A 19,898-nucleotide genomic window follows, 5' to 3' on the forward strand; every position below is an offset into this window, starting at 1 on the left:
TTAAATATGTTATAAATAAAAATCTCTATTAACTAAAAATAGTGACAAACTTATGCTTTTACATAAGCTTGCCACTGGAAAATTTTAAAACCCCCGGGGGTACTTGAGAGGGACGAAGTCACTCTCTTGCTTAAAAATTCATAAGGACGTCCCTCATAAACTCTTATCATTTCCTTAGCAGCTAACTCTGTTTTACCTTGAACATTATCATAAGAAGATTTTAAATTATTTTCCATCCAAATATAAGATTTATCACCTATACCAATTAATGTATATGTATTATTTCCTATATTTTTTTGTTCTCCAATACTATATGTATTATTTTTTGCTTTTTGAATTTGTTTAATTTCTTCACTTTCAGTATTTTCATTTTTTAATTGGTTGACAATTAAATCTTCATTTATATTTTCTGATTGTGAATTAATTTCTTGGCCAATTCTATTATTATTATTATTTTCATCAAATACAATTTTACCTGTTGATTGATTTTCTTTTGAACTAGTGTTAACTATAACAACATATTCAGAATTTAATACATCATTTTTTACGCCTTCTGTAACAGCAGCTGTAACGCCATATGTAAAATTTGAAAAGATAATCATAAATATCAAAGAAATTGACGTAAATTTTTTCATCTTCTCCCTCCTCTTAAGTTATTTTTTATTAAAATTAATATAGTATTTAATATGAATATTATATTAATTTTATGTAAAGTTACAATAAAATTATAGCATTCCATTAATTTTATGTAAACATTATTATAAATAATGTGATTGCTCTATTTTTTAATTAAATAGTATTCTTGACATTTATATTTTTTCTAGCCATAAAACACATACTTATTTAACAAAAAAACAGTGACAAACTCATGCTTTAATATAAGTTTGCCACTGAATTTTAATCCCCCTGGGGTCCTTGAGAGAGACTAAGTCACTCTCTTCTTAATTATAATTTGTGTTTAAAATTTTAAATTATACTATTTAAATATTCAATAAATCCATCTCTTAACTCTTCTTTTCTAAGAGCATATTCAACTGTTGCTTGAAGGAATCCAAGCTTATCTCCAACATCATATCTTCTTCCTTCAAAATCATATGCATACATAGCTTCATGTTTAATAAGCTCTAGTAATGCATCTGTAAGCTGAATTTCATTTCCCTTATCTGGTTTAGTATTTTCTAATATTTCAAATATCTTTGGTGTAATTATATATCTTCCTAAAATAGCAACATTAGAAGGTGCTTCTTCTACTGCTGGTTTTTCTATAAGATTTTTTACTTTATAAACTCTATCTTCAATATGTAATCCACCAACTATTCCATACTTGTTAACATCTTGTGGCTCAACTGTTTGAACACCTAAAACTGAAGTTTTATATTCCTCATAACAATCAATAAGTTGTTTTAAGCATGGTTTATTATCATTATAAACAACATCATCTCCAAGTAATACTTCAAATGGCTCATTACCAACAAAGGTTTTTGCACAAAGTATAGCATGCCCTAATCTCCTTGGTTCCTTTTGTCTTATAAAATGGATATTTACCATATCTGATATTTCTCTAACCATTTTAAGCATTTCTTCTTTTCCTGATTTTTCAAGTTCCATTTCAAGCTCAACACTTCTATCGAAATGATCTTCTATACTTTTTTTTCTTCCTATTATTATAAGAACTTCTTCTATTCCTGATTGAACACATTCTTTTATTATATATTGTAATATTTGATTATCAACTTTGAATTTGTTTCTAATAAAAAAACTACTTCTAAAACATTATACTAATACTATTTTAATAATATTTCGTTTATTTTTTTTAAATCATTTAATGAGTCAATTTCATAAACATCATCTGAATTAATCTTTTCTATTTTAATATTAATATCCTTAATATTATATTTAACTATATTATCCCAAAATAATTCCGTAAATTCTTCTTCATTAATACAGTTCTCTAATTTTTCTATAATAAAATTAGCATCACTTCTATTCCAATAAGATACACCACACATAATATACTGTCCATTTTCACTACCAGTTTCAATGTCGATAACGTTATTTTTATCATCAATCCTTAGAATCCATTCATCAGTATATTCATATTTAGGTGCACTAAAATAAGATGATTCTTTAATATCTTTTTTTAAAAAGTTCCTATTTAAATATATATCTCCTTCTATAACATATGAATCCTCGAGAAAATCTTTTACTAAATACATAGTATAAATATTATTATAAACATCATACTTATCATTCTGAATAATTTTAACTCCATATTTATCTTTTAAAAAATTAAATTTTTCCTTTAAATATCCAGTAACTACTATTATCTCATTTATTCCTATTTCTTTGAGATATTTAATTTGCCTTTCTATAATACTTTCACCATTTATTTTAATTAATGGTTTAGGTGTTTCTAATGTTAATGGCCTTAACCTCGTTCCCATTCCAGCTGCTAAAAGTATAGCTCTCATTTTACTCTCTCCTAACTTATTTATAAAATTTAAATTAATAAATTATTAGTATTATCTTTGTTTTTAAAAAATATAGATATAATTTCTTTAATGTCTCCAGCAGCCATTATAGAACCAACTATAATAATTATACAGCAAATTATTGATTTTATATCTATTCTATTTCCTAATAAAATGAATCCTAAAATTATAGACCATGCTGAATAAGTTATATTTAGTGACATTGCTCTTGTAGCTCCAATTTTATGAATTCCTTTATAATAAAATACATATGAAGCAGTTCCTGCTAAAGCTGTAAAAATTATAATTCCTGTAGCTGATGTTGAAATAACCCCTAGGGTAAAATCAATTCCATTAATTATTGGAATTATTAAAAATCCATATACAGTTGCAGATGTTAATTGTCTTACTTGTAATGATTGTTCTGGTGATATTTCATCTTCTTTCATTCCATAAGCACAAATAACAGCTTCTGATGCCCATCCAATTACACATAATAGTGCAAATATAAAACCTAAAACAAAGCTCGTAATTTCTCCTCCCGGTGAATATCCTAAAATGATTATCCCACTTATACTAATTAATAATCCAACAATAGCTGATAACTTCATTTTTTCTTTTAAAAATATATATGAAAGTAGCGCTCCAATAGCTGGATACATTGAAGAAATTATTGCTGTATATGATGCTCCTATATATTTAATTGACAATAAATACGCTGTCATACCAATTGGTCCTCCCAAAAGAGCACCTATCATTATAAATCTTCCACTTCTTGTACTAGCAACTTTAATTGTTTTAACTAATTGTCTATTAAATGCCATATATATAGCCATCCAAATTGATGAAAATATATCATGTAAGAAAGTACTAATAAAAGGTGATAAAAATATAGCTTGTTCTGTTGATATAAAAGGTGTCATTGCTAAAGCAATTCCAAGTAAAACAGTATCTAATCCCCATAATATTCCTGACATTATCCCATATATCATTTTTATAGATTCTCCTTTAATATAATACTTAAATTTTTCTTTGCCCTATTATACCTATCTATACCATAGCTTCCAAAGTCATCTCCCCTTGCTTCTTTTATATTAGTCCATATACTCCATAGAAAATCTTGATATATTTTATTAATTAAAATTCTTTTTTTATATTTTTCTTCCACTTTACCATTAAAATATATCTTTAAAAACAACTCTTCTTCATCATCATTAAAATTATTTTCTAAAGAATATGCTGCTAAATCCCACATAGGATCATTCATTCCCGCATATTCCCAATCTATTAGATACATTTTCTCTTCTCCACTTTTTATAAAATTCTCTGCTATGGTATCATTATGACAAGGCATATATAAAACATCTAACTTACTCATTATATTTTTTAAAGAATATACTTTATTTTTGATTTGATAGTAATCATCATAAAATAATCCATTTGCCTCTTTAGATAACTTTTCATACTTTTCTATTTTTTCATAAATATTGAAATTATTATTCATATTTTCTTTAGAATTATGTAAAGTTCTTAGAAGCTTACATACCATTTTCATATTTTGTTGCTTTTTCGCTGCATCTGGGCTTAATGTTTCTGCATTTTCTATAAACTTAGAAATTTTTATTCCTGTATCCTCATTAAAATAAATTAGCTTAGCATCAACACCAATCTTATTAGCATAAACTGCATTTTTTATTTCATCTTGTCTGCTTATCATTTCACCTGTTCCATTGCCTGGAACCCTAAGTACATAAAATTTATCTTTCACAGATACCTTAAAATTATTATTTGTCATCCCCCCAATTGGAGTTATACTATGTATTTCATTAGGTTGTATATTCATACACTTACAAATTATTTCTTTAAGATTTTTTAATAATACAGATTTTTCTTTTTTATCAATTTTCTTCAACAACTTATTTATAACATAATTATAATGCTCTTCATTATCTATTTCATGCCATAGTAAATTATCAATTTTCACATATCCTAATGAGTATACCCTTGAAACATCAAGCATCATATACTCGTAATTCATATATGGATTTTGATTATACTTATAGGACTCAATCATTTTTTGGTAAAAGTCATATGATACCTTGCTTATCCCTATCATTTCTCCATCAATTCTATTTAATTGTGCTATATCTTTCGAAATTTTATATATTTTATTTTCTCTAATTTCTACAAGCGCCTCATCCCCTGAACCACTTTCTACTGTTATCAAAATACAATCTCTCGTCGGATGTTGGATAATTTGACTTATTCCATCTGCTTCTATAACTATATCACTTTCAATCAATATAAAATCATCATTAATAAATGGTGAAGCAATTGCCAAAGATTCCATAGTTCCTGTCCATTTATAATCTTGATTCTCTAAGATAATTATATTGTTATCTATTAATTTTTGTTTTAATACCTCTGATTTATATCCAACAATTACAATGATATTTTCAATTCCATTATTTTTTAAAATATTTATATTTCTTTCTATTAAAGATATATTATTTATGTTTAAATTAGCTACAGGAACATTAAAGTTTTTATTCTTTCCTGCTGCAAGAATTACTGCTTTTTTTACTTTTACATTTATCTTTGAATCAATATGTAATTGAAGTTGTTCTTTTTTATATTTTTTTAAATATTGCTCTAGTAGATTTAACCCCTTTTTAGTTATACTATATCTGTGTTCTCTTCCCTTAACTTCTTTAACAACAAAATTATTAAATTCTAAATCTTCAATATCTGAATTTACTTTTCCCAAAGAAATTCCACACTTTATACTTAATGTCCTTTGATTAATTCCTGAATTTTTATTAATTTCTTTTAATAATTTAAATATAGTCTCCATAACGCCTCCTATGTTCAATAATTGAACATATATATTTTAATAAAATTTTTCCCGTATTTCAACTAATATATATATTTTCTAATACTAAATATACATATCCAAAAGCCTATTAAACTCAGTTTAAAATAATAAAATCTAAGTATTTTTCTAATTAAACTTAAAACTTAATCTAGTATATAATTTACTTTAAAGTTTAACATAGCAAATATAATAAAAATAAATATATTTAATGATAATTCTTCGTAAAAACTCAAGCTAAAAATTATTAAATAATATATAATTCTTTTACATCAATATCCATCTGAAGTCTATATAATCATTTTTCAAATACTTTATAATTATGATGACCTACTCGCTCTTTCTCTGGAGGTAATTTCATATAATCTCCATATATGTGTTTCAATATTTTATCGTACTCTTTTGGTACTCTAAATTTACAATCTTCAAATGGCATCATTAAAAAATCATCAAACCACTCCCTTGGAAAGATATCTTTCTCTCCCCCTGATAACCAAACTACACATCCAATATATTTGCTTGAATCATATTCCCTTACTCTTGCTAACTTTTCTAATTTATTTTGAAAATAATCTTTCCCTATTAATCTCGATAATACAAATACCGGAAATTTAGTTATTTTTCTCAAACATGCTGATGTTGTTTCAACTAAATATTTTTTACGTGTAGATTGATAACAAAAAGAAGATAATCTATCTCCTTTTAGCCCATATTTTAAGGCTTCTTCCTTAGTATCTCCTAATCCATCATAAGGATAAATATCAATAAACACACCCATTCCATATTTTTTTTCATTTAGCATTTCAATTTCATATCTATCATCGCTAATCCTTGTAATCATATATGGATATTCGGAACATAATTCATGATTAAAAACTTTCAAATTGGGATATTTTTCAATATTCCCTCTTAAATATAACAATAATTTGTCATAATCTGGACGTGGCATCATAATATCAATATCATCATCCCATGGAATATAACCATTGTGACGAATTGCTCCAATTAAAGTACCATAAATTAGATAGTATCTTAAATTTTTTTCTTCACATATTTCAGCTATTTTTTTCAAAATATTAAAAGAAATCCTTTGTGTTTCTCTAATATTCAATTCTCTTTTCATTTTAATACTCCTTACATCTATATAACACTTTATAAAATATTATAAAATAAATTTAATAAAGTATTTCTTAATTCTAAAATAACACTTGTATTTTTTATTTAATCTTTATATAAGGTAACTTAAAATATAATTTGTGCTATTTATTCTCTCCTAATTTATACTTTTACAATTTCCAATACTCTACTTAAAATTTCTTACTATTCTTTATTAATATTTAATATATAAGTACATACTTACCATATTGCTATTAATCAAATAAATATCTATAATATGTGTTTTCCTTGTTGATTTGTTCTTCAGAAAACTTATAACTTAATTTATGTATATTAGTTAATCTTGTTATTTCTTCATAACGTGACATGGAATAAGAATCAAAAAGCTCTAGTAAAAGCATATGGGGAATACAGTTTGAATACTTAGGAATATTATTCCACAGTTTGTGATAGTTTTCTTTGCAAATATTAAGAAAATGATGTAATAAAAAATAATCAATCATTTTATTATTATTTTTCCAATATTCATATAACATTGCCTGTGTTGCATATAATATCAAATTATTTGTTTTTGCAACCATAAACCAACTAGATATAGGCAAACAATGTCCATCCTTACAAGGTTTTAGTTCCTGAAACATAAATATATCTGCATTTTTTATTATTTCTGGAATATTATCATCAGTTACGAGTACAGTGGAATCAATCCATATGCCCCCTTTATTAATTAATAATTCAAGTCTTAATAAATCCGAAAAATGAGTTTTAGAAATTGTTCCATTATTAATTTTTTCTTGAATATACGATGGGAATTTAACATAATCTCTATAATTTTCTTCTGTAATTATAGTTATTTTATAATCTTTAAAATTATCTTTAATACTTTGAATACACTTTTGGACTATCTTAGGAGCATTATCTAAACCTTGAAGCCAGCAAACCCAAACATTATTTTCTTTTATATGTGGCATCATTAAAATTTTATCATTATCAATTTCATTTAAAATATAAGAATATTTCTTATACAGCTTTTTTTGAATTTTTAATTGTACAGACTCTCTTAGTAATTCCAACGCAGTCTGAGAACTACCTAATCTTATAAACTCTGTAATTGCAAAAAATAAAACTCTAGCATCGTGATATTGTTTTATCAGCGACAAACCTCCTACCCTTTTAAAACTTTTAACAATATTCTTCATCTAATACTCCTTTCTTATTTAATCATACATTCTAAATTAAAAATAACTTTAATTTTTTGATAAATACTTTTTTATCATTACTATTCCTTGAAATATTAATCTGTCTCTCATAACTAATAATACACTACCATATATTAAGCTTCCAATTGATATTTGACAAAAAAGCGAAATCCATGAAATATTAAAGTAACGATAAGATAAACAAATTACTACAAACATAACTAAACCTGCTATAACATAATGAAATGAATTTTTTAGTATCCATTTTAAACTTATAAAATCTCTTGAATAGTAAATAAAAGTTAACAAGATTACCATTTCTGCTGATACTGATGCTATAGCTGCACCAATTGAATATAAGCGAGGAATAAGCAAAAAATTTAATGAAAAATTTACTATTGCCCCTAATATTACACACCTATTATATTCTTTTTGACGTCCTATTGGCATGAGAATCTGTTTTCCTACTGCGTTGTTTAAACCAACAATAATTAATAGTAAGCTAAATATCTTCAATAATCCAATACTTTTATCATATCCTTCACCTAAAAAAAGTGGTATAAATGAATCTGATATAGCAAACATTCCAAGACACATTGGAATTGATATAAACAAAATAAAACGAAATGATTCATTTAATCTCAATCTCAATTCAGATAACTTATTATTTTTAAATAAATACGCCATTCGTGGCATTGTTACTACACTTAAAGACGTAACAACAGTAAGTGCCATTTGCTCCACTTTATTAGCTTGTTCAAAATAACCATTTTCTAAAGACGTTGATGTAAACCATCCAATCATTGCTTTATCTAAAGTAAGATAAATAGTAGTTGCTATTGTTGGAATAAAATACATAATACATGGTTTTATATGCTTTTTAAGATTTAGTTTATTGATATTAACCTTTTCTAAATAACGACGAGCAAACATCCAAATAGATAAATTTCCTATTAATGTTGATCCATTAATAATTAATGCATACAAATATAAATCTTTAGCTTGTTTCACTAATGAAAAAATTAGAATCACACTTAAAAACTTTATTATTATATTACGTATAAGTATCTTTTTAAATTCTTCTAATCCCTGTAAGAACCAAGATATATCAATTGCACTCGCTAAAATTTGTATAATTAATACTGAGTACATTGTCTTATAATTTTGATTACATTTCAAATTAAAAAACAATAAATAAAATCCAATAATAATAAATGTAATAATTATCTTATTAATCAACAACTCGTAAAATATCTTAGACATTTTATACTTATCATTTCGAAACTCTGATATTTTTAATTGCCCGTATGTAGTAATACCTAAACTACCAAATAAAACAAAATAACCTGTTATCGCTGTCGTATAACTAAATATACCAATACTATTTGCATTTAAGACCCTTGAAACATATGGTGTTGTAATAAATGGTACTATGACAACTATAATCTGATAAAGTAAATTATAAATATAATTCAATTCTACACTTTTATTTTGTTTCATTTTTTTTAATATCCTTTTCTATTAATTCGATAAATGCATTACAAGATTGAAGAAGACAATCTATTGTAAAAAATGATTTTTTATACTGCTGTGTGTAAGTTCTATCAGTTGACACATCTTCATGATGTAATATTTTTACATTAGGGTAGTATATCATTTTCATATTATCTCTTTTCATCTCATATGTTAGAATGTAAGATTCCATGTACATAAACGTCTTATCATAAAAACACTTTTCACGTTGTTCTATAAAATCTCTAGATAATATATAACAAGATCCATGTAATGTTTTATCTTCCACTACATGATCTACAAAATTATTTTCTTCATCATTAATATTCGAAAATTTTTTCTTTCCTCTCAAAAGCATCCACTTGAATCTAATAATAAATCTTAGATTTTTCTTTAAAAGTAAATATTTTTTTCTTTTTTTCAGATTATCTAAAGTTATATTAAATTCCGATTCTGGATTTTGGTGCCTTTTAGCTTTAGTTGAATAAATATCTGGTCCCATTACAGCAAACTTATATTTGTCATAACATTCATATATTTCCTTAATAAACTCTCTTTGCTGTATTTCCATATCATTATTCATAACAACTATAAAATCAGGATTATAATTAATTTTAGCATGATAATATCCAATATTATTTCCCTTTGCAAATCCATCATTGTTCTTGTTTAAAATTACATCCACTCGATTATCTAAGGCATAAAATTTTCTTAAAACTTCTCCAGAACCATTTGGTGAAGCATTATCTACTATGATAATTTTTTTTTCACCTTCAACATTATTTAAAATTGAACTAATACATTGTTTAGTTTCATCTTCTGCAATATAATGAAGAACTACAAAACAAACCATTTTTATTTCACTCCCATATTATAAATTTTGTCTATTATAACTTCTATTTTTTGATTCATTGGCTTATTTCTCTCTACACCCACTGTTTTTCTTGTACTATAATAAAATTCATTGTATTCATTATAATATTCTAGAATAAGACGTAAATCATGTGCTGATAATTCATCAAATGCACACACATGCCTATTTCTTTTTTTAATAGATGCTAAACCCTCTTCAATATCTATATAATTATAAATAACAACCCAATTTTTATCCTTTAATACCGATTCAATAATGTTCATTATACTATTAAAAGTTTCTTTAGAAAATTCAAAATCTGCGCACATTTTTATAACTGTATGTACAATTCCTTCATCAAATAAATAAACCTTTTTTGAGCGTTCAAGCAAACTATACAAAAGAATAAAGCAACAAATCATATTAACTGAATACGATTCATCTTTATATATTCCAAAACTACTTTTTACATTTTCTTGTTGTAATACTAATCGCACTTTACACTTCACATCCCTGGCAATTTTCGTGCGACTTGACAATAAAATAAATAAGTACTTAATAATTTTAAATATAAATATATTTGAAGTAAGTCTTGATATATTTAATGAATTGATATTATTACCTAATTTTTTTTCTATTTCATTACAAAGATATGTTTTCCCACTACCTGGTAGCCCTATCGTTTCTAAAATCATTTTATTTCCTTTCTGCGAATTCCATACGCCAATACAATAATTACAAAATAAGTAGTAAATACCATAGAATTGGAACTAGGATAAGATGATTGAATAGATGAAAAAATAACATTAAAAATATAAAAGAATACTGCTAATTTAATAATATTACTTTGTCCTTTAACTTTTTGATAAATTTTCATTAAAAACTTTCCTAATATCAATAAAAATAAAATTGTTCCAATTAATCCTAACTGTCCAAAAATCATTGGCCAAAAAGTATCATTTAAAAATGCAGGATCATCTGGACTCATTCCATAAAAATTATTAAACCCATATCTATAATATAATGGTGAATAATATTTTGCTGCAGCACTTGAACCAAAAGTAGCAAATCCACTTCCAAACGGGAAATATTCCTTAAATATTTCTATTCCTATCTTGAAAAATCTAAGTCTTGGGGTAGAGCCACTCAAAAAGTAATATTCAAATTGTGAATATCCTATTATACAACCAACTATAGTTACCATTAATATTCTTAATTTAATAGACCTCCTTTTTTCAATTTCAAAAGTCTCATATAATAGAAAGAATGTAATAGCTAATATAAGAGCACGTGACTTTAGTGTAGATATTAAAACTAACCAAGTTATAAAAATAAAAAAGCTATTATTTATTTTTTTTCTATTTAAATCTCTATCCATACATAATATTAAAAGTATACAAATTGTTGTATTAATCACTTGCCCTGGAGTTCCAAAAATAAAAGAAAAAGTTCTCAATCCATATCTATACTCTTGATACATTCCTATATCTACAAAAATATTAAGTACTGCACAAGTAAAAAGTATTATAATATATCCCTTAGCCACTGGCACTAATACCTTATTTACTTGTTCAAATCTAAAATTAGGTCTTTTTTTTAAATAACATGAAAACCCTAAATATATCATCAAAAATTTAAAGTTACTAATTAAATCAATCATTATTGCAATAGCATGCGTTTGGATTTTATAAGCGACATTTGAATATGTACCCCAAAATATAATTGCAATTAAAATAAGTATAAAAAACATATCTGTTTTATTTATTTTTCCTTCTTGAAATACACTTACTACAAAATATATAAAAAACACTACTGAAATAATATCTTCAATATATGCGGTAAATGGAAAGTATAATTCCAATACATTTTGAAAAAGAAAAACTAACGATAACATAGTTATAAATATTGTACTATATGATATTCCAACTTTTCTTCTAGAGTAATTTCCTGATACGCAATTCATCCTTCTCCTCCTATGCGTTAATCTATAATTTTTTGATGGCTACCTATTAATTCTCTTATTCCACTAACCCTATTCATTAAATGCTCTAATAATATATGCTATACTTCCCTAATACTGTTTAAATGACAAATACACTCTATGATACAAGAATTGAATTCATATCGATTTTAATATTACAATTGGGTATGTTTTAATAAACACATTGCGAAAAACTCCAATCATTCTATAGTATGTTGATTTTTTACTATCATATATATATACGTAATCAAGCATATTATAACTTTCTCTAAAAGCAATATCTCGCTTTCAAATTATTTAAATTTTTATAATTTCCTCAATACTGTATTCTCAATGCTCCACTTTATACATCAATATTGTAAGTTCAAAATAATTTTTCTTATATATTACTTAATTTCTTTTCACACTATCTAGTAAATAACTCGTATTATACAAGGTAATATTAAAATTATAGTTTTATATTACTTATCTTAATTTAAGTAATATATGATTTTAGTTTACAATATCATTTATATACATATTTATAGCTTTTATATTATAAATTCTAACTCTAAAATATATTATACAATTATTTTATTGAATTATCCTTATTACTTTTCTATCGACTTCTTTAAAAAAGTCTAAATGCATCTATAATCAACATGTATTTTCTTCTATAAAATTATAAAAACTTATCTAAGATATTTAATTACTATTTATACATGCTATTATAATAGTTTTGATATGCTCCTGAGGTAACATTCTTCATCCATTCTTGGTTATCTAAATACCATTGAATAGTTTTCTTAATTCCAACTTCAAATGTAGTTTCAGGATACCATCCTAATTCTTCCTTAATCTTAGTTGGGTCAATTCCATATCTTCTATCATGACCCTTTCTATCTTCAACATATTTAATTAAGTTTTCAGTAACTGCTTTATCAACATTTTCATTTAAGTAAGCTATTACTGTCTTAACTATTGTTATATTAGTTCTTTCATTATGTCCACCAACATTATAAACTTCACCAATTCTACCATTGTTTATAACCATATCAATAGCCTTAGCATGATCTTCAACAAATAACCAGTCTCTTATGTTCATTCCATCACCGTAAACTGGTAAATCCTTGTGAGCTAAACAATTATTAATTAATAAAGGTATTAATTTTTCTGGGAATTGGAATGGCCCATAGTTATTTGAACATCTTGTTATGTTCATTGGCATTTTATAAGTATCATGATAAGCTTTAACCATTAAATCTGATCCAGCTTTACTTGATGAATATGGGCTATGAGGATCAAGTGGAGTTGTTTCCATAAAGTATCCTGTATCACCTAATGAACCATAAACTTCATCTGTTGAAACATGTAAGAACTTAACTCCTTCTTTCCATGTTCCATCTTCATTTTCCCATGCATCCTTAGCACAGTTTAATAAGTTTACTGTTCCCATAACATTTGTCTTAGCAAATACTTCTGGTTCTCTTATACTTCTATCAACATGAGATTCTGCTGCAAAGTGAGCAACATAATCTATTTCATATTTTTCAAATAAAGACTTAACTAATTCATTATCACAAATGTCTCCATGTACAAATATATGTCTTGGATCATCTTGAATTGATTTTAAATTTTCTAAGTTTCCTGCATAAGTTAACTTATCTAAATTTATTATTCTTATATCCTCATATTTTTTTAACATATATAATACGAAGTTTGAGCCTATAAATCCAGCTCCACCAGTTACTAAATAAGTTTTCATAATTAAATTCTCCTTATATTTCCTCAATTATATCTATTAAATATTTTCCATACTCTGTTTTCATTAAAGGTTGTGCTAACTCTCTAACCTTTTCTTTAGAAATCCATCCTTGTCTATATGCAATTTCCTCTAAACAAGCTATAAATGTTCCTTGAGTAGTTTGTACTGCTTCAACAAAATTAGATGCTTTTAACATTGATTCATGAGTTCCTGTATCAAGCCAAGCCATTCCTCTACCTAATAAACTAACTTTTAAGTTTCCTTCTTCCATATAAACTTTATTTAAGTCAGTTATTTCAAGCTCTCCTCTTGGTGATGGCTTTAATGCCTTTGCTTTTTCTACTACTGAATTATCATAAAAATATAATCCTGGTACTGCATATCTTGATTTTGGTTTTTCAGGTTTTTCTTCTAAAGATGTTACTTTTCCATTTTTATCAAATCCAACTACTCCAAAAGCTCTTGGATCTTGAACATAATATCCAAATACCATTGCACCTTTCTTTAATTCTGCAGCTTCTTTTAAATGTGAACTAAAGTTATGTCCGTAGAATATATTATCTCCTAATATCATAGCCACATTATCATCACCAATGAATTTTTCACCAATTATAAATGCTTCTGCTAATCCATTTGGTTGTTCTTGAATTGCATATTCAATATTTAATCCAAATTCTGATCCATCCTTAAATAATTCTTTAAAGTTAACAATATCTCTTGGTGTAGATATTATAAGTATATCTCTTATTCCTGCTAACATTAAAACTGACATTGGATAATAAATCATTGGCTTATCATATATTGGCACCATTTGCTTTGACATTGCTTTTGTTACTGGATAAAGTCTTGTTCCAGACCCGCCAGCTAAAATAATACCTTTCATTGCTACACCCCTAATTTTGCAATATTTTTATAATATTAATTTCTAATCATTTATACATGTTTCAATATTTATATCGCTTATACTTTTAGATTCATCAACCTCTTTAAATAATGTTTCATATTTATAAACTATATTACTCCAACTATACTCATTTTCTATTCTCTTTTTAGCTTGATTTCCTAACATGCTTATTTTTTCTTCATATAACTCATTATTAATTAAGTTAGCTAAACATCCATCTTCCTTTGAAAAATATAATGCCCCATCTCCACCAACTTCTCTATTAAATCCTACATCTAATAGCAGATTCAAATCAGTATTTGCTAATGCTTCAAGTAAAGAAGGATTAGTTCCCCCAACTTCATGTCCATGGAAATATCCATATGCATTTTCTCTAATTTTCTTCAATAATTCCTGATCATAAACTGTTCCAACAAATTTAATTCTAGTATCCTTATCGAACCCGGTTTTTTCTTTTAATTGATTGTAGAATTTATTATGTTCAACATTAGTTATCAAAACAAAATCTTTTTTAGTATTTGATTTCATAAACTCTGTTATCATAGTTTCATAATTATTTTCAGGTACAAATCTACCTACAACTAAATAATACTTCTTTTCTCTGACCCCATTTTCCTTATACCAGTTAAGTAAAGTAGTATCATTATCATCCAACTTAGACCTTTCTGTATCCGCCCCATAAGCAATAAAAGTCGTCTTAGGGTTATATTTTTTATAGTCATCTTTTATATACTTTTCAATATTTACAGAATCGCAAATTAATAAGTCTGCATGTTTCACCATTAGCCTTTCAGATATTTTCCAATACTGCCTTATAGCCGCGTTCCACTTTCCACGCTTCCACTCATGCCCATCTGGATTAACAAATAAACTTACTCCTAATTTATTTAGTTGTCTTTTATAAAATCCAATAAAAGGTCCTATTCTACATGCTAAAATATATATTATTGGATTTTCTACCTTATTTTCTTTAATATATTTAATACACACTTTTAGAGCCGCTATATCATAATAAACCGCCTTTGCTGCTCCTATATTAGGGACTTTTACATTAAAGCATCTTGCTCCATTATGCTGAAATTCCCTCGTATCTTCTGCTAGACAAGAAACATGATATTTTATTTCCTTGCTTTTTTGTTGTTCTGTTAACTTCTCAACAAAGGTTTCAAACCCACCATATTTAGCAGGTATTCCTTTTGATCCTATTATAAACACGTTTTTCATAATATCATTTCCCTCCTAGTGTGCATTTTTATCTCCAAACAGTACTCCCACTGTTTTAAATATAAGCTTTATATCAATCCAAAGATTTCTCTCATTCACGTACCTACAATCAAGCTTCATCCAATCTTCAAAATCAATATTATTTCTTCCACTAACTTGCCAATAACAAGTTAATCCAGGACGTACACTTAACCTTTTAAACATCCAATTATCAAATTGTTCAACTTCCTTAGGCAAACTTGGTCTTGGCCCTACTAAACTCATATCTCCTTTTAGAACATTCCAAAGCTGTGGAAGCTCATCAATAGAAGTTTTTCTAATAAACTTTCCAACCTTAGTAATTCTAGGATCATCTTTAATTTTAAACATAGGACCTGACATTTCATTTTGTTCTTCTAACTTTTCTTTAAGTTCCTCTGCATTTACAACCATGGACCTAAACTTATACATTTCAAATAATTCACCATTTTTTCCAACTCTCTTTTGTGAAAAAAATACTGGTCCCTTAGAAGTAAATTTAACTGCACAAGCAACAATAGCTATTATTGGACTTAATAAAATTAATCCTAATCCAGCACCTATAATATCAATTATCCTTTTACAAATTTCATAAACTCTAAGATTTTGTTTATTTTCAAACTTTAATTCCATCCCTTCCACTTTAATTCCCCATTTCTATATACAAATTTAACCCATTCACATACAGTTATTAAAAAATATTATTCTTCTCCATAATAGTAATAATATTTATTTTTACTACTATCAACTGCATGAAGAACTGTTCCAATAATATTTGCATTTACCTTTTTTAAAGTATTCACTGTGTCATGAACATCCTCTTTTTTAGTAACTCCAGCTCTAACAACAATAATTGTTCCATCAACTTTTGTTGATAATATTTGTGCATCAGCAACTACTTGTACTGGTGGAGTATCTAAAATTATATAATCAAAATGTTCCTTCATTTCTTCTAAAAATGCACTCATTGCTTTTGACCCTAACATTTCAGCTGGATTTGGAGGTACCTTTCCTGCAGTTATAATACTTAAATTTTTATTATACATATGAGCTACATCCATAACCTTTTTTCTTTGAAGTAATATATCTGCAATTCCATATGTATTAGTAACTCTAAAATTTTTATGCATTGAGGGTTTTCTCATATCACAATCAACTAATAAAACTCTTGATTCACCTTCTGCTAAAGTTAATGCTAAGTTTCCAGAAGTAGTTGATTTTCCTTCACCTGGATTAGAACTTGTTATTACTATAGTTTTATATTCCTTATCAAAAGAAGAATATTGAATATTAGTTTTTAAACTTCTATAAGCTTCCGCTGCTATAGATTTTGGATTTTTTTGAACTATAAACATTACTTTTCCCCCTATAATATATCAACATCTGGAATTTCTCCAAGTACTGGTATATCTAATTCCTTTTCAAGCTGTTCTTTATTTTTATATGTATTATCTAAGTATTCTAATAAGAAAACTAAGCCAAGACTTACCATTAACCCTAATAAAAATGCTATTGCAATATTCATTTTTTTATTTGGACTTACTGGATTTTCTGGAAATTCAACTTCTTCAATTACTCTTACATTTCCATTAGGAACTAACTCTTTAGATGTAATAATAAATTGTTCTGTTATATTTTTTAATACATCAACTGCTTCTTGTTGATTTTTACTTTTATATTTAATTTGAAGAATTTGAGTATCTGTAACTGGAGTTACAGTTAATGCTCCAACAACCTTACTTGGTTCTAATTCATAATTTAAAGAATTTATTGCCCTTCCAACTAAATCTTTTGTTTTTATAGCTTGAGCATAAGTTTGTAATAATTTTTGATACATTTGAATATCATTTGTATTATATACTGTATCTTCACTTTCCTCTTTACCAATAAACAACTTAGTACTTGTTTCATATACTGGCTTAATTACAAAAAAGCTTAAAATCCCTGATATTAAAGTAGCACTTAAAGTAATTGCTACAATCATTATCCAACGCTTTTTTATTGCTTCAAAAATTTCCGACAAACTAATTACTTGTTCTTCCATTTCATTCATTAAATATACACTCCTTTTTAATGATAAGTAATTTAATAATTATTTAATTATTTTTATCACATATTTATTAATCAATTTTAGGAATAACTCCTATAACAGTTAAGCCTATTTCCTCTTCTAAGGATTTTTGATTTTTATATGTGTTATTTAAATACATTACTCCTATTATTCCACCTATTCCTACTATTAATCCTAATATTAACCCCAATCCAATAATTGTTAATTTTTTATTCATTAACTGATTTAAATTAACATGAACTTGCTCTAAAACTGTTATATTAACATTTGGATATAATTCTTTAGAATAACTAATTAAATTTTCTGTTATAGAATACAATAAATCATAACTTTGCTGTGGATTTAAACTTTTATACTTTATTTCAATAATTTGAGTATTTGCAATTGGATTAACAGTTAAGTTTTCCATCAATAAGTCATAATTTATATTTTTATATTTATCTTGTAAATAATTCATTTTAGAGCCTTTTATTGATTCATTAATAAGTTTTTTACTTTTTATAACTTCAGAATAAGTAGTAATTAATCTTTGATATAAATTAATTTCTTCATTATTGTAAGTTTCTGTTATATTTTTAAACTTCTGTTTACCAATAAATATTTTTACATTAGCTTCATATTCTTTATTTATAAAAAATATATTATAAATACTTGAAATTAATAAAAAAGACAAAACAATTAAGACAATATTCTTCCATTTATCTTTTATTTCGTCTAAAACTTTTGAAATATTATTCATTTATATTTATATACACCCCATAATTCTTTCTTTTTTTCTCTCCTTCGCATTGAAATTATATCATAAAAATTATAAAAAAAAAATCTTATTAATTTGCCAAAATTCTTTTTAATAATTTCATTACTTAGTATCTTTTAGTATTATATTTATTTAATTTAACTTTATTGTTATTATATTACTTTTTTCTCTTTATATATATTCTTTTTTTTAATATTAATTATTCTTTTTTTAAAATTTAATTTATAATTGTCGTAATTTGAAAAAAATTTTTTTTTAAAATTTATATTCTATATCTTATAACTTATATTAAGTAAACCATTTCTTGTAATATATTTTATAAATTTCTTTAATTTAAAATAAATTAATTATATTCTTAAATTTATATATAAATTATACATTAAAAATAAATTCTAATTTTAAATTATTTTGTAGATATTTATTGTATAAATATTATGTAATTTTTACCACAGATGCAGTATAATGAATGTATGTTCAGGAACATAAGTTCTTTAAACTGATATAATGGGGTGATAACTTTGAATTATTGTAAAAACAAAACTTATTTTAAACAAGAAAGTTTACTAGAAATCTTACAAAATGCTAAAATGAATGATTCTAAATCTATGCTTTACTTAATAAACAAATACAAACCTCTTATCTTAAAATATTCAACTTCTTATATACTAAAAAATTATGAAAAAGATGATTTAATACAAATTGGAAGTATTGCAGTTATTAAAGCAACTCAAAAATATGACATTAGTCATGGTGAAAACTATATTGATTGTTATATAATAAATTCAATAAAAAACTCTTATAGAAATCTTGCCCGTACACAAATTAAATACTCAAGCGAATCAAGCCTTAATATTACTTTAGATGAACATGATGATATAGAATCATTATTAAAGGATGATTATAATTTAGAAAATGACATAATTAAAAATATGCAACATTTAGAATTAAAAAACATTTTAAACTCTCTTACTGATGATGAATTTAATCTTATAAAAGTTTCGTACTTAACTCCCAATTTAACACTTTATAAATATTGTACAGAAAACAATTTAAACTATCATAAAAAAAGAAGACAATTACTCTCCCTGCTATCAAAAATTAAAACTAAGCTTCTTTAATTAAATAATTTTACTTATAATTTTTACAAATAAAAATATCTATATTAATAAATTCTTT

At 25.4% G+C, this 19,898-nt stretch carries 18 protein-coding genes and 1 pseudogene; 1 reads left to right on the top strand and 18 read right to left on the bottom strand.

Annotation, left to right across the window (positions count from 1 at the left end; all coding sequences use genetic code 11):
• Positions 1 to 50 precede the first annotated feature (50 nt).
• The 18 genes and pseudogenes from ACUN06_RS12040 to ACUN06_RS12125 all read right to left on the bottom strand — a co-directional run bounded on the left by ACUN06_RS12040 (position 51) and on the right by ACUN06_RS12125 (position 18,704).
• Positions 51 to 635 carry a hypothetical protein gene (locus tag ACUN06_RS12040; RefSeq protein WP_449389869.1) on the bottom strand — a complete coding sequence of 195 codons (585 nt, stop codon included), beginning with the start codon at positions 633 to 635 and terminating at the stop codon, positions 51 to 53.
• 331 nt (positions 636 to 966) lie between these two features.
• Positions 967 to 1,734: pseudogene (locus ACUN06_RS12045) on the bottom strand (UTP--glucose-1-phosphate uridylyltransferase); the annotation flags it as partial.
• 50 nt (positions 1,735 to 1,784) lie between these two features.
• Complete coding sequence (locus ACUN06_RS12050) at positions 1,785 to 2,471, bottom strand: sugar phosphate nucleotidyltransferase (RefSeq protein WP_449389870.1); 687 nt, start codon at positions 2,469 to 2,471, stop codon at positions 1,785 to 1,787.
• A 29-nt stretch (positions 2,472 to 2,500) separates the two neighbouring features.
• Complete coding sequence (locus ACUN06_RS12055) at positions 2,501 to 3,463, bottom strand: DMT family transporter (protein WP_449389871.1); 963 nt, start codon at positions 3,461 to 3,463, stop codon at positions 2,501 to 2,503.
• A 2-nt stretch (positions 3,464 to 3,465) separates the two neighbouring features.
• On the bottom strand, positions 3,466 to 5,325 hold the full coding sequence (locus ACUN06_RS12060; protein WP_449389872.1) for a phosphotransferase: 1,860 nt from the start codon (positions 5,323 to 5,325) through the stop codon (positions 3,466 to 3,468).
• Positions 5,326 to 5,641: 316 nt separating this feature from the next.
• Positions 5,642 to 6,466 carry a LicD family protein gene (locus ACUN06_RS12065; RefSeq protein ID WP_449389873.1) on the bottom strand — a complete coding sequence of 275 codons (825 nt, stop codon included), beginning with the start codon at positions 6,464 to 6,466 and terminating at the stop codon, positions 5,642 to 5,644.
• A gap of 247 nt (positions 6,467 to 6,713) precedes the next feature.
• Positions 6,714 to 7,658: a capsular polysaccharide synthesis protein gene (locus ACUN06_RS12070; protein WP_449389874.1), complete on the bottom strand. Its 945-nt coding sequence runs from the start codon at positions 7,656 to 7,658 to the stop codon at positions 6,714 to 6,716.
• A gap of 48 nt (positions 7,659 to 7,706) precedes the next feature.
• Positions 7,707 to 9,158 (bottom strand): flippase, encoded by a 1,452-nt coding sequence (locus ACUN06_RS12075; RefSeq protein WP_449389875.1) that lies wholly within the window; start codon positions 9,156 to 9,158, stop codon positions 7,707 to 7,709.
• Positions 9,145 to 10,023, bottom strand: coding sequence for a glycosyltransferase family 2 protein (locus ACUN06_RS12080; protein ID WP_449389876.1), 879 nt, complete (start codon positions 10,021 to 10,023; stop codon positions 9,145 to 9,147). Before ACUN06_RS12080 ends, ACUN06_RS12075 begins: the two co-directional genes overlap by 14 nt.
• Before the next feature lie 2 nt (positions 10,024 to 10,025).
• Positions 10,026 to 10,718: a hypothetical protein gene (locus tag ACUN06_RS12085; RefSeq protein ID WP_449389877.1), complete on the bottom strand. Its 693-nt coding sequence runs from the start codon at positions 10,716 to 10,718 to the stop codon at positions 10,026 to 10,028.
• Positions 10,715 to 11,986 (bottom strand): hypothetical protein, encoded by a 1,272-nt coding sequence (locus ACUN06_RS12090; protein WP_449389878.1) that lies wholly within the window; start codon positions 11,984 to 11,986, stop codon positions 10,715 to 10,717. The genes ACUN06_RS12085 and ACUN06_RS12090 overlap by 4 nt, the downstream gene beginning before the upstream one ends.
• A gap of 709 nt (positions 11,987 to 12,695) precedes the next feature.
• The gene (gene rfbB / locus ACUN06_RS12095; protein WP_449389879.1) at positions 12,696 to 13,748 is read right to left on the bottom strand and encodes a dTDP-glucose 4,6-dehydratase; all 1,053 of its coding nucleotides are present in this window, start codon (positions 13,746 to 13,748) and stop codon (positions 12,696 to 12,698) included.
• Positions 13,749 to 13,761: 13 nt separating this feature from the next.
• Positions 13,762 to 14,631, bottom strand: a complete 870-nt coding sequence (gene rfbA / locus ACUN06_RS12100) for a glucose-1-phosphate thymidylyltransferase RfbA (RefSeq protein ID WP_449389880.1) — start codon at positions 14,629 to 14,631, stop codon at positions 13,762 to 13,764.
• Positions 14,632 to 14,673: 42 nt separating this feature from the next.
• Entirely contained in the window at positions 14,674 to 15,876 is a 1,203-nt protein-coding gene (gene cps2T, locus ACUN06_RS12105) for a beta 1-4 rhamnosyltransferase Cps2T (RefSeq protein ID WP_449389881.1), read from the bottom strand.
• Between the two features lie 15 nt (positions 15,877 to 15,891).
• Complete coding sequence (locus ACUN06_RS12110; RefSeq protein ID WP_449389882.1) at positions 15,892 to 16,527, bottom strand: sugar transferase; 636 nt, start codon at positions 16,525 to 16,527, stop codon at positions 15,892 to 15,894.
• A gap of 68 nt (positions 16,528 to 16,595) precedes the next feature.
• Positions 16,596 to 17,249, bottom strand: coding sequence for a CpsD/CapB family tyrosine-protein kinase (locus ACUN06_RS12115; protein WP_412656881.1), 654 nt, complete (start codon positions 17,247 to 17,249; stop codon positions 16,596 to 16,598).
• Positions 17,250 to 17,260: 11 nt separating this feature from the next.
• On the bottom strand, positions 17,261 to 17,938 hold the full coding sequence (locus ACUN06_RS12120) for a YveK family protein (protein ID WP_449390281.1): 678 nt from the start codon (positions 17,936 to 17,938) through the stop codon (positions 17,261 to 17,263).
• A 76-nt stretch (positions 17,939 to 18,014) separates the two neighbouring features.
• Positions 18,015 to 18,704 carry a YveK family protein gene (locus ACUN06_RS12125; protein WP_449389883.1) on the bottom strand — a complete coding sequence of 230 codons (690 nt, stop codon included), beginning with the start codon at positions 18,702 to 18,704 and terminating at the stop codon, positions 18,015 to 18,017.
• Positions 18,705 to 19,240: 536 nt separating this feature from the next.
• Here ACUN06_RS12125 and ACUN06_RS12130 point away from each other — a divergent pair.
• The gene (locus ACUN06_RS12130; RefSeq protein ID WP_294381758.1) at positions 19,241 to 19,840 is read left to right on the top strand and encodes a sigma-70 family RNA polymerase sigma factor; all 600 of its coding nucleotides are present in this window, start codon (positions 19,241 to 19,243) and stop codon (positions 19,838 to 19,840) included.
• The last annotated feature ends 58 nt before the right edge of the window (positions 19,841 to 19,898 follow it).

The organism is Clostridium sp. ETTB3, assembly GCF_053571985.1.